Origin of the sequence: Pseudoalteromonas sp. A41-2, assembly GCF_015767615.1 — a bacterium.
Lineage (GTDB): Bacteria > Pseudomonadota > Gammaproteobacteria > Enterobacterales > Alteromonadaceae > Pseudoalteromonas > Pseudoalteromonas lipolytica.
The window spans coordinates 3393094-3405766 of sequence record NZ_CP065231.1; the positions used below are offsets into that span (position 1 = coordinate 3393094).

Annotated in this window: 11 protein-coding genes; 8 read left to right on the plus strand and 3 right to left on the minus strand. The window is 41.6% G+C overall.

Features of this window, described 5'->3' with window-relative positions:
• Window positions 1-43 precede the first annotated feature (43 nt).
• The 5 genes from IT970_RS15325 (at window position 44) to IT970_RS15345 (ending at window position 4490) form a co-directional block, all read left to right on the plus strand.
• Window positions 44-661, plus strand: a complete 618-nt coding sequence (locus IT970_RS15325) for a methylthioribulose 1-phosphate dehydratase (RefSeq protein ID WP_036973502.1) — start codon at window positions 44-46, stop codon at window positions 659-661.
• On the plus strand, window positions 658-1344 hold the full coding sequence (gene mtnC / locus IT970_RS15330; protein ID WP_036973505.1) for an acireductone synthase: 687 nt from the start codon (window positions 658-660) through the stop codon (window positions 1342-1344). The genes IT970_RS15325 and mtnC overlap by 4 nt, the downstream gene beginning before the upstream one ends.
• Window positions 1341-1883: a 1,2-dihydroxy-3-keto-5-methylthiopentene dioxygenase gene (locus IT970_RS15335; protein WP_118844738.1), complete on the plus strand. Its 543-nt coding sequence runs from the start codon at window positions 1341-1343 to the stop codon at window positions 1881-1883. Before mtnC ends, IT970_RS15335 begins: the two co-directional genes overlap by 4 nt.
• A gap of 1 nt (window position 1884) precedes the next feature.
• Window positions 1885-2199, plus strand: a complete 315-nt coding sequence (locus tag IT970_RS15340; RefSeq protein WP_118844739.1) for a gamma-glutamylcyclotransferase family protein — start codon at window positions 1885-1887, stop codon at window positions 2197-2199.
• A gap of 125 nt (window positions 2200-2324) precedes the next feature.
• Window positions 2325-4490 (plus strand): winged helix-turn-helix domain-containing protein, encoded by a 2166-nt coding sequence (locus tag IT970_RS15345; RefSeq protein ID WP_118844740.1) that lies wholly within the window; start codon window positions 2325-2327, stop codon window positions 4488-4490.
• Here the strand turns inward: IT970_RS15345 and mtnA are convergent, their stop codons facing one another.
• Window positions 4491-5516 (minus strand): S-methyl-5-thioribose-1-phosphate isomerase, encoded by a 1026-nt coding sequence (gene mtnA, locus IT970_RS15350; RefSeq protein WP_065979452.1) that lies wholly within the window; start codon window positions 5514-5516, stop codon window positions 4491-4493.
• Window positions 5517-5649: 133 nt separating this feature from the next.
• Here mtnA and mtnK point away from each other — a divergent pair, with 133 nt between their 5' ends.
• Window positions 5650-6867: an S-methyl-5-thioribose kinase gene (gene mtnK, locus IT970_RS15355; RefSeq protein WP_075594210.1), complete on the plus strand. Its 1218-nt coding sequence runs from the start codon at window positions 5650-5652 to the stop codon at window positions 6865-6867.
• A gap of 54 nt (window positions 6868-6921) precedes the next feature.
• Here mtnK and IT970_RS15360 read toward each other — a convergent pair whose 3' ends face one another.
• Both IT970_RS15360 and IT970_RS15365 read right to left on the minus strand, forming a co-directional pair.
• The gene (locus tag IT970_RS15360) at window positions 6922-8406 is read right to left on the minus strand and encodes an FMN-binding glutamate synthase family protein (protein ID WP_065979454.1); all 1485 of its coding nucleotides are present in this window, start codon (window positions 8404-8406) and stop codon (window positions 6922-6924) included.
• Window positions 8407-8520: 114 nt separating this feature from the next.
• Complete coding sequence (locus tag IT970_RS15365; protein ID WP_036973529.1) at window positions 8521-10296, minus strand: DUF885 domain-containing protein; 1776 nt, start codon at window positions 10294-10296, stop codon at window positions 8521-8523.
• Window positions 10297-10814: 518 nt separating this feature from the next.
• Between IT970_RS15365 and IT970_RS15370 the strand changes: the two genes are divergently transcribed.
• Together IT970_RS15370 and ubiE are read left to right on the plus strand one after the other, a co-directional pair.
• Window positions 10815-11801 (plus strand): GGDEF domain-containing protein, encoded by a 987-nt coding sequence (locus IT970_RS15370; protein ID WP_074989536.1) that lies wholly within the window; start codon window positions 10815-10817, stop codon window positions 11799-11801.
• Window positions 11802-11915: 114 nt separating this feature from the next.
• Entirely contained in the window at window positions 11916-12671 is a 756-nt protein-coding gene (gene ubiE, locus IT970_RS15375) for a bifunctional demethylmenaquinone methyltransferase/2-methoxy-6-polyprenyl-1,4-benzoquinol methylase UbiE (RefSeq protein WP_036973531.1), read from the plus strand.
• The last annotated feature ends 2 nt before the right edge of the window (window positions 12672-12673 follow it).

The following is a 12673-nucleotide window of genomic DNA, read 5'->3' on the forward strand; positions in this document are numbered from 1 at the left end:
GATGTATAGCCGTCTAAATAACTTTTAGAAAGTCGAGGAATGTATGCATAACAATACCGCTATTTCAGAACTAATAGAAGCAGGTAAATGGGTAAGCCAACGAGGTTGGGTCCCAGCAACCGGTGGTAATTTTTCAGCCCGCACAGAAACGGGTTATGTCGTCACCGCCAGTGGTTTCGATAAAGGCCAGCTCGGTACACATGCATTTATTGAGTTAGACCACGCAGGCAACCGCACTAAAGGGTCGGGAAAACCCTCGGCAGAAACAGAACTACACTTGAACATGTATAAGCTGATCCCTTCTGCAAAATTTGTTTTACATACCCACTCGGTTGCTGCCACCGTTTTATCTCGCGTCATAAAAGGACATGCCATTAATTTACATGGCTACGAGATGCAAAAGTCACTCAGTGGTGTTACCTCACATTTAGATACGCTAAGCATTCCTATTTTCGACAACGATCAAGATATTGATCGCCTAAGTCTATTAGTAAGCGACCATCACCTGCATACGCCAATAGAGCACGCAGTGCTTATTCGCGGCCACGGCCTCTATGTTGTCGGCAGAGACATCAAAGAAGTATTGCGCCATTTAGAAGGGCTGGAGTTTTTATTTAGTTGCGAGCTTGAGCGCCTAAAACTGGAAGGTATCCACGCATGATCAAAGCCATTTTAACTGACATTGAAGGCACTATCACACGCATTTCATTTGTGAAAGATGTGCTATTCCCTTATGCCGCTGAAAAGCTTCCTGCGTTTATTAAAGCACACCAAGACGATCACGATGTCGCGGAACATATTGCGAGTGTAAAAGCACACATTGAACAGCCAGAAGCTGACCTAGAAACGGTGATTAGTACTTTACTTCATTGGATTGAAACGGATCAAAAAGTAACGCCATTAAAACAGTTACAAGGTTTAATTTGGCAAACAGGTTATGAAAATGGTGATTTTACCGGTCACCTTTATCCTGACGCATACGCTTTTTTAAACGCACAAAAACAAGCAGGAAGAAGCCTGTATGTTTACTCATCAGGCTCAGTAAAAGCACAGCACCTTATTTTTCAATATTCTGACTATGGTGATGTGAGACCTCTTTTTAGTGATTACTTCGATACCAAAGTGGGCGCAAAACAAGAGCAAAGCGCTTACAACACAATTATCGCTGCACTGCCATTTGACGCCTCTGAGGTGCTATTTTTAAGCGACGTTGCTGCTGAATTAGAGGCAGCTAAAGCGGCAGGTTTACGCACTTTGCACCTTATTCGCGATGGCCAAGACAGTACCAGCGAGCATCCTTATATTAATGATTTTAGTGAATTTAGTGCGGAGTATTTAGCATGAGCCAGTTAACAGTTTTTAATGATAACAATGCCGATGACATCCTTTTTCACAGCGACGACTCAAACGCCATAGCTACGAAACTAAATGCAGTGGGTGTACGCTTTGAACAGTGGCAGGCGAATGTACATATTGATGAAACAACCAGCCATGATGCTATTTTAAGTGCGTACGCTCACGACATTGAGCGCTTAAAGCGTGAAGGAGGTTATCAAACTGTTGATGTTATCTCGCTCGCAAAAGGCAACCCGAATGCCGCTGAGTTACGTGGTAAGTTTTTATTTGAACATACCCACAGCGAAGATGAAGTACGCTTTTTTGTAAAAGGCCAAGGGCTTTTTTGTCTGCATGTCGATAATAAAGTATACCAAGTGCTGTGCCAGCAAGGTGACTTAATTTCGGTGCCAGAATTAACCCCTCATTGGTTTGACATGGGCAGCAACCCTGAATTTACTGCTATTCGCTTATTTAATAATACCGAAGGCTGGGTGGCTAAAAGCACAGATTCAGCTATCGCGAATGACTTTCCATTGCTTGATTAATATGGAAAAGCTTTTCTCATACGGCACTTTGCAATATAAACAGGTGCAACTCGATACCTTCGGGCGTTTGCTCGAAGGTCAGCCTGCGACTTTAACAGGGTACATTGTCGGTGAAATTGAAATTACTGATCCTGCGGTGTTAAAAAGCAGTGGCCAGCGTTTTCATCCTGCGTTAATTAAAACAGGTGAAGACTGCGACATTGTGAATGGCACAATTTATTTAATCACCGAACAAGAGTTGGCCCAAGCCGATGACTATGAGGTAGATGACTATCAACGCATTGCAGAAAAATTCCAATGTAATACTTCTGCTTGATTATATGTTGCAAAAAACGGCCTTTAATTTACAAATACAAAACAAAAAAACCCAATTCAAAAACAACTTCTGGTATCATCACCTCATCAATGCTCAGTACTTAATTATTAGCTAAAGGACTACACATGGGGTCGGTAATTTCACCCTTACGCGATAATATTATTTATGTTGGCGAATGGCAGCTAAACATATCATTGCAAACAATTAATGACGGCGTGCATGCTCGCGAACTAGAACCGCTGTTATTTAAGTTACTGTGCTATTTTATTGAACATAATGAACGTATTATTTCTCGCCAAGAGCTGGCGGACAACATTTGGCAGCAAAGCTACGTTGATGATAATGCCATCAATCGAGCGATATCGGAGCTTAGAAAAGCACTCAAATCAGAAAAGCAGCCTGGCCAAAGTATCAAAACACATTACCGTAAAGGGTATAGTTTATTTATTCCTGTCAGCTCAAATAAAACCGAGACAGTCACTACAGAACAGCAAAATCAACATGAATCTTCGAGTGAAGTCGCTGCCGCTGAATCATCTTCACACAGTCATCCCAAAAGAAATGTAAATTGGTCGTGGTCAATTCCCGCCATATTAATAGCAACGCTAATTTGTTTTTTCTGGTTTTTTTCAGATAAACCTGCGGCAAGTAGTGAAACCAGACAAACCATGCCTTTTCTAGCATTAGATGCTGACACTATTTCTTGGCATAAAGGCAGTTACTCTCACTTACTACTGCCCCCCGATAAAAGTAAGCTTGCTTATTTGCTCACACCTCTCAAGCAAAATGACATAATGAATATCTATGTAATGGACCTAAAAACCAAAAAAGAGTTTTTAGTTGACTCAGGTGACGCTTATATTCAGGGCTGGTCTGATGATGGTCTGCGCTTATTTTATGTCAAATGTAAACCCGGTGACTATAGTCAGTGCCAACAATGGCAGGCCAGTGACTTTTTTTCTGAAACAATCAAAAAATCCCCCCTGTCGTATCCTTATTCTTCAGGTGATAAGTTAACGCAATACACAGAAGTCGGGGATACCGCTATTTTTCGACGTAATCATTATCGTGGCTTAAGCCAATTATTTGCGCTTTACGCTTATGATAAAAAAACAGCAGAAGAAATCCGCATTACATCACCCAATATTACTGGCACAGGTGATTTTTTATTAACGACATTATCAAATCCTGAACGGATTATTTTTGAACGCCACAACACTGGCCAAGCAGAAATTTATATGGCAAACCTAGACGGTAGCTCCATGAAGCTGCTCACGACAAATAACTATAGATCATGGGCTGCCACGTATGATGAACCCAGTAATTCGCTCATTTGGTATAACCGTGCCAATTCGACTATTGAATCATTTTCGTTCGACTCAATGACCCGAGCCCATGCTATTAAAGCCCCCGTTAAAGACGCTAACTACGCTTACCCACTCAACAAAGAGTCTTTGTTAATAAGTACCGATCTGCATGATCTAGATGCCAGTGTTTTTGATTTAAAGACGCAAGAAATGAGCTACATAGCCACCGCTAATAAGCATGAAAATTCTGCTGTAGCGCTTGCAAATGGTGATATTTATTTTGCCGATACCTATTACGATAAGCGTGAACATTGGCTTAAAACCAATAACCAATATATCCCTATTTCTGATAGGGTTGGCACTGACAATATCATTGTTTCTGCCAATGAAAACAGCACGCGTTTATTGAGTTTCAATAAACACACGCATCAACTCTCACTATTAGATGCCACAGACTTTAAGACAATTAAGCAATGGCAAATACCAGGCCGAATTGTGCTCGCTAAAATACGTAAAAACCGCATTGCGATAATCTACGCCGATGCAACCACCTTACAAAATCAGTTAATGCTATTGAATACTGACAATACAGAAACAGTCATCAGCACGATTGATACGCCCCTTGCTATCGCTTGGCGTAATGATCATCAATTGATTGTGCATGCCAAACACACACAGTTTTTAGAACTTGATAGCCAAACTAATCGCTACCATGAATTACCTATGCCAGATAAGTTGACTGCAATAAAACCGTCAATAGTAACGATGGCGAGTAATGAGCAAACACTGTTTATCGCCACCTCTGCTGACATTTACAGTGCCGCTTTAGAGGAACTAACGGAAGTGAATACACTGATTAAAATGAAACCGTCTAACTATATTTTGCACCTCAACGCACAAAATGAAAAATTAGCGATTTCATTCGTAACCGCTAATAATCAAAACAGTATTGAGCTTTACACTGAGAAAAGACCCAGCAACTAGTTATTTTAATTGCGTTAATACACCTTGCTCGATATCAGCATACTCGTAAACACCGGTATCTAATACCCAGCCTGTAACCAACTTTGCAGGCGTGACATCAAAAGCAGGGTTATACACTGATGCATTCGTCGGTGCCCACTGTGCTTCACCAAAACTACCGCTCACACCACGTACTTCAGCGGGGCTTCGCTGTTCAATCTCAATATCATCACCACAGGCTGTTTGCGTATCAAGTGTTGTTAGCGGCGCAACCACGTAAAACGGAATATTATGAAAGTGAGCCAATACTGCCAAATTATACGTACCCACTTTATTAGCAAAGTCGCCGTTTGCAGCAATACGATCGGCACCTACAAAAATTTTATCGACCTTACCCGCAGCCATTAAGCTTGCTGCCATATTGTCGCAAATTAACGTGTAAGGTATTTGCCAGCGCTCAAGCTCAAATGCAGTTAATCGGCCCCCTTGCAATAATGGGCGTGTTTCATCAACCCAGACATGCAGATCTCCATGGCGCTGCTGAGCTTTATAAATCACACCTAACGCTGTGCCAACTCCCGCCGTAGCTAATGCTCCAGTATTACAATGAGTAAGAATATTATCGCCTTTAGCAACAAGCTCAGCACCACGCTGTGCCATGCTGTCACACAGTGCAATGTCTTCAAAAAATAACTGCTCAGCCGTATCTACAACAGCCTCAACATATGCAGGTTGCATTAATGCCTCACGCAGCTGTGCCATACAGTGCATTAAATTCACAGCGGTCGGACGCGTTGCTTCTAATTCATCAATCGCTGAAGCAAGCTCTGCTTTACTCATACCTTGCTCTGCTAAATGAGCAACGAGTACGCTGGCACCTAAGCCAATTAAAGGGGCACCACGAATTTTTAAAGTCAAAATCAGTTCTTTCATCGTTTCAACATCATTGCATACATGCCAATGCTGTTGATGAGGCAATAAGTACTGATCAAGCACAGTTAAGGTATTTTGCTGATATTTAATACTACTCGCGATGAGATCTTGCATAGTGCATCCAGATTACTAATTTGATGAAAAGGTATTTTACATCAGTTTACACAACTAACAAGCTGGATGTATGGACATCTAAACGCTTACAGGTATAGAATGCCCAAAGTTAATAATATTTTGAGATAGAGCCATGGCTAATTACACTGCCTTCACTGCAGAGCATGCTGTTGATTACATTAAAAAACTTACCGAAAGTGAACTCAGTTCAGTGTTTACTCCTAACGCTGAGCTGTCTGCGTACGAGTTCGGCGACGGAAATCTAAACTTAGTTTTCCGGGTCACTGATCAACACAACAACAGTGTAATTTTAAAGCAAGCTTTACCCTATGCTCGCTGCGTGGGTGAGTCATGGCCGTTATCGTTAGACCGTGCGCGTATCGAGGCTGACGTCTTGATAAATCATGGTTCATTATGCCCAGAGCACACCGTAGCCATTTTGCACCACAATGCTGAGCTTGCATTAACCGTGCTGGAAGACTTAGGTCACTTACAAATTTTACGTGGTGCACAAATAAATGCCGAGCAGTTCCCTAAATTAGCCAGTCATGTTGCCCAATATCTCAGTCGCACCGGTTTTTATAACTCCGACTTTTATCTTTCTGCCGACGATAAAAAAGCCAAAGTGAGCCAATTTATCAACCCAGATTTATGTAAGATCACTGAGGACCTCTTTTTCACTGACCCTTATATCGAGCACGAGCGCAATCACTTCCCGGCTGAACTCAATTCGTCAGTGCAACACATTCGTAATAACAACGCGCTAAAACTTGCCGCAGCGAAATTAAAAGCTAGGTTCTTATCGTGTCCGCAAACCTTGTTACACGGCGATATGCACAGCGGCAGTATTTTTGTTGATAACAACACAACCAAGATGATCGACCCAGAGTTTGGCTTTTTTGGCCCAGTTGGTTTCGATATCGGTTCATTTATGGGTAATTTATTACTTAATTACTGCGCGCAAAATGGCCGTATAGCTGAATTAGCAAAGCGTCGCCAATATCAAACGCATTTATTAACATGCTTACAAGACTGTTATAGCCAGTTTGAAGAGCAGTGGTTGAACTTAGCAAGTAATGAGACAACCGATGTAAGCTTTGCTAACCGCGCTTTTACAGAAGATTACTTAAAAAGCGTGTTGCATGATGCCATTGGTTATTGCGGTGCAGAACTTATTCGCCGTACGATTGGCCTTGCCCACGTTGCTGACATTGACGGCATTGAAAACGAGCAAGCACGCTTAGCTGTGCAGCAACAAACCTTAGTGTTAGGCGAGCAATTGATGCTTAACGCAACAAGTTGCGATAATAAAGATGAATTTTTTACCTTATTGATCAGCTTATTAAACTAGTTATTCAGCTACCCAATGAATAAGGCGCTTATCGCGCCTTATTGAATCTCATCATTATTTATTGTAATGCTCATACATTTTATCAAGCGGTTCTGACAACCCATTTTCTTGTACAACACGCACATGGTGACGAGCAAGTTCTCGGGCGCTCGACACGCCACATGAATGAGCAATTAAGCCTGCACCGTAGTGAATAAACTTATTGTAATTTGCAACTCGCTGCGCTTTGTCTGTCACATCTAAGCCGCGTTGTAATCGCTCATTGTGCGTTGTAATACCGGTCGGGCAAGTATCTTTATTGCATTGTAATGCTTGAATACAGCCTAATGAAAACATATGCCCGCGCGCTGACACAATAAAATCAGCCCCCAAAGCCAATGCCCAAGCCACTTTCGACGGGACGATTAATTTACCCGATGCAATCACTTTCACCCGCTCTCTTAAACCATGTTTTTTCAACAAATCAACGACCAAAGGTAAGCTTTCTTTTAGAGGTAAACCAACAGAATCCATCAATGGCTGCGGGGCAGCCCCAGTGCCACCATCAGCACTATCAATGGTAATAAAGTCTGGTGCTGACTCAATACCGCGATTGTTAATTTCACTGAATAAGGTTTCAAGCCACGTATACTCACCGATTACTGCTTTAAATCCTGTGGGTTTTCCTGTCGTAGCTCTAACAGTTTCAATCATATCGAGTAAATCAGCAGGTTTTTTTATTTCTGGGTGCCCATTAGGGCTAATCGAGTCATGTCCTTCTGGTATGCCACGGATTTTAGCGATTTCTGCGGTGACTTTTCGGCCCGGCAACATGCCACCTTTGCCCGGTTTTGCGCCTTGGCTCATTTTAATTTCGAACATTTTCACTTGCTCATGACTAGCAATCGCTTTGAGCTTTTCGAGGCTCAGTTTGCCCTGCTCATCTCTGACACCATATTTTGCCGTACCAATCTGAAATACAATATCGGCTCCTCCTTCCAGATGATAAGGACTCAACCCCCCTTCACCTGTATTCATCCAGCACCCAGCTAGTTTTGCGCCTCGAGATAAAGCGCGAACAGCCGGTTTTGAAAGTGCTCCAAAGCTCATGCCCGAAATATTAAATAATGCATTGGTAGAATAAGGTTTTTCACAATAGGGTCCCAAGGTGACATGACTAGGTTCGAGTGCCTCTTCATCGAGCGTCGGAAATGCACAGTTCATGAACATCACAGTGCCTGTGGCTTCTAAGCTTTGAGTGGAACCAAATGCCGTGGTACGGTCAACGTTTTTTGCCGCACGGTAGACCCAACTTCGATCGGCACGGTTAAACGGAAGCTCCTCTCTGTCCATCGCAAAAAAATACTGGCGAAAAAACTCACCTTGGCGTTCAAAAAAGTAACGAAAACGCCCTATCACAGGGTAATTACGACGAATAGCCTGTTTCGACTGCGTCACATCACTAATGTAAAAACAGATGATTACCAACAGCCCTATCCCTAACGCAAAGATAAACAAGCTGGCAAATACATCGATACTAAAAATTATAAAATCACTCATTCAAGACTCCTGTGTGATGATGACGTCCTTGCAAATCATATAAGCAGTTTAAAATACGCGCAACAAACAAAAAAGGCGTGTTTTAAACACGCCTTTTTTAATCAGCTCAATTGCTTAGGCTCGCTTTGCTAATTCAGCCTTAATATAAAGTTGAATTTGCTCTTCAAGCACCGACATCGGCACAGAACCATGACGTAATATTTGGTGATGGAATTCACGCACATCAAAATCTTGACCCAGTGCTTGTTCAGCTTCATGGCGCAAGCGTTTTATCGTTAATTCACCGATTTTGTAAGACAGCGCTTGTGCTGGCCATGAGATGTAGCGGTCGGTTTCTGTTTTTACATTATGCAGTGAAAGCGCCGTGTTTTCGCTCATGAACGTCATCGCACGCTCACGACTCCAGCCATACATATGCATCCCCGTATCAACGACTAAACGTGCAGCTCGCCACATTTCGTAAGTTAATCGACCAAAATCACTGTATGGGTCTTGGTAAAAACCGGCTTCAATACCTAAAAATTCAGAATATAGCCCCCAACCTTCACCGAATGCCGACAAATACGCATTACGACGATAGCTTGGTAGCGATTCCAGCTCTGAATTTAATGAAATTTGTAAGTGATGTCCTGGCACAGCTTCGTGCAGAGTTAACGCTTCAAGTACATACAAAGGACGTTTATCAAGCGCATAAGTATTGACCCAGTAATAGCCCGCTTGGTCGTCACGGCGTGATCCCGAATAACGCCCCGTGGTGTATTTAGGCGCAATGCTGGCTGGCACTGGTGCAACACCGTAAGGCATTCTTGGTAACGTATGGAATAGTTTAGGAAGCTGTGCGTCCATTTTTTTAGCAATGTAAGACGCTTCTTTTAATAATTCTTCAGGCGTTTTGGCATAAAACTGCGGATCTGTACGCAAAAAATGCACAAAGTCGGCAAAGCTGCCTTCAAAACCAACCTCTTTAATGATTTTATCCATTTCTGCACGGATACGCGCGACCTCTTGCAAACCCAATTCATGGATTTCTTTTGGCGTCATATCTGTTGTTGTGTAGTACTTCGCACGGTTTTCATAAAATGCTTTGCCGTTAGGCGTACTCGAAATACCAATCTCTTTACGAGCACCCGGTTGGTATTCGTTATTAAAGAAAGTCAGGTAGCCTTGGTATGCAGGAATCACCTGTTCTTTTATAATCTTTTGTGCCTGTTGTTGACGCTGTAAAAATTCGCTCTCACTGAGCCCTGCAGTATTTTTTAAAAAGGGTTTATAAAACTCAGATTGTGTCGCATCATCAACTATATATGCTGTAATCGAATCTTGATAACCCTCTAAAACGGCTTGCGGTTGCGTTAATCCAACTTCAAGGCCCTTACGCATCCAGCCAATATTTTGCTGAAAAAAGCGGGGAATTTGCTGCAGTTTGGCAAGATAAACATCGTAATCTTTCGCTTTCGTGTAATCGGAGCTTGAGATCATAAATGAGAGGCTCGAATGAAAGCCATATTCAGACGTTAACGGCATGTAGTGGGTATTAAACACATATTCATCAACACTATTTTGTACTTGGCCACGTAAAATCGTTAAATTTATACGATTTTCTTCCGACAATTTATCGCGGTCGATGGCATCTAGCTCTGCAAGGAGTTCGGTATTTTTTTGGTATTTTTGTTCTAAAAACTCAGCAGATAAATTTGCTAATAAATAACCATTAACGCCGTTTTCTTTACCATAAGGGCTAATACTTTCACGGTAATTGACCACATTTTCTGCAACCTGATTAAACTGCTGATCTGCATCAACAGTGGTTACCTGGCACGCACTTAAAGTACACGCTAAAGCAATGGCTATTAAAGAACGGTTTAACGTTCGCGATAGTGTTTGTTTCATAGGATTCTTATTCGTTTTAAACAATAGAGATAAAGTAGCGTAGCTCACACTAAAACCCAAGCAAATGCGACCAAGCAGCGGTTTAATACGCTCAAATTAACATCACTATAAATGCATGAATGAGCAGGCTTTAAGCAATTTTTAATTACACTTGTTAAAGTTGCTGAGAAAATCAGCTATTAGACCCAAACGAAACAAATTTAAGTTCCAAAATTAGCGATTTTGCTTTTAAATAGACAGATTACAGATTACTGTAATACCCATTCGCTTAATTAAGTGATCCATTTTGAGGTACGGCAAACGTTTCGTTAATGAGTTCTACTCAGCAACTTTTCTGCTTTGATACAGCCGTAAAACAGACGTTTTTAACGCAATTAGCGTCAAGTTTTATCTCTCGTGATTACGTGTTATGCGAATTTATATAAGGTGCTTGGATGCAATTAAACCTTACGGAAGAGATGATTAATTGGTTGTTATGCGTATTTAGTGGTATTGAAAAAATGATGTTCCATGATTCCATGGCTATTGCTCAAGAAAAAATGACAAAGGTATGTATCTTTTTAGAACATCATGCATTACCGCCGTCACCACTTAATTACCAGGTTGTATATACATATGTCAGCCAATCTAATCTAAAACTTAATGCCGCACTGGATCGCGCCATCGCGCAAAAAAAGCCGATCGACAGTATCTTTATAGAGCAACTGTATTTTGATTTTATGGAGCAAGGCCATAAAATGAAAACAGCGATTGTACGTAATGTTGATTCTGTTCTGGGCACACTAACGCGCAATGCAAACAATAATGAACAAAATATTGTTCGCTTTACTGAACAAATTAGTGATTGTGTACACGCCATTGACGAAAACAACTTAGAACAAACACGTCATGCGCTAAAAATGCTCAGTAAACAATCAGAACATTTACTGGCTCAACATCGCCAATTTAAACAAGAAATCGCAAAAGCCAAAGCACTACAAGATAAGACCCAAAAACAACTCACCCAACTTCGTAAACAGCACATCACCGATCAGCAAACTGGTTTGTATAAACGTCATTATTTAAATCAACAAACACAATTGTGGCTTGGTCAAAGAAAAGCGGTGTGCGCCATTGCGATTCAAATAGAAAACCTTGAGCACTTCATCAATAATTACGGTGATGTCATTGGCGAGGTGATCTTGAATAAGGTCGCCAAACAAGTGCAAAAATATGTCCTTGAAAGTGGTTTACCAGGGCGCACTGGCAAAGATGAATTTACTATTTTACTGGCTGATATTGAGCCTGAGACGGCTAATTTAATTGCTGAAAAAGTGCGTAATGGTGTTGAAAAGCTGCGCTTTATTAGTTCAAAGAATGGCACAAAACTACCCGCTATTCATCTTGCTTTAGGGATTGCTAAACATCAAGATGAAGACAACTTCAACAGCTTAGTCCGCAAAGCTTCGCTTGCTGCTGCGAAAGCAAAGTCACTAGGTCAAAGCAGTTTTATTGCCGGCCAATAAACCTGCGCTAAATCATAAAAGCCAATGCTAATCTGATGATTTAGTTATAATCAAATTGCACCCCACAGCTACAATCAAGTACACTAGTCTTTATTGCCACGATAGAGACAAATCATGAACGAGAATCAACAAAAGACCACGCATTTTGGCTATAAAACTGTTGCTGAAAACGACAAAGCATCTATGGTTGCAGATGTATTCCACTCAGTCGCTGCAAAATATGACGTTATGAATGATCTTATGTCGTTCGGTATTCATCGTTTATGGAAGCGTCAAACAATTGCCAGCTCTGGTGTTCGCAAAGGCCATTACGTATTAGACCTTGCAGGCGGTACTGGCGATTTAACGTCGAAGTTTAGCCAACTCGTCGGTGAAACAGGTCAAGTAATCTTGGGTGATATCAACTCTTCAATGCTAAAAGTCGGCCGTGAAAAGTTACGTAACCTAGGCCGAGTAGGCAATATTGAATACGTACAAATGAATGCTGAAGCGCTGCCATTCCCTGATAACAGCTTTGATTTAATCACCATCGCATTTGGTCTTCGTAACGTAACTGACAAAGACAAAGCGCTGCGCTCAATGTACCGCATCCTTAAACCAGGTGGTCGTTTACTCGTTCTTGAATTTTCTAAACCAGAACATGAAGCGCTCAGCAAAGCGTACGATTTTTATTCATTCAATATTTTGCCAAAAATGGGGCAACTAGTTGCAAATGATAGCGAATCTTACCAGTACCTAGCCGAATCGATTCGTATGCACCCAGACCAAGAAACGCTGAAAAGCATGATGGAAGATGCGGGCTTCGAACACACTAGCTATCAAAACCTCACCGGCGGTATTGTCGCCTTACACCGTGGTTTTAAATACTAAAA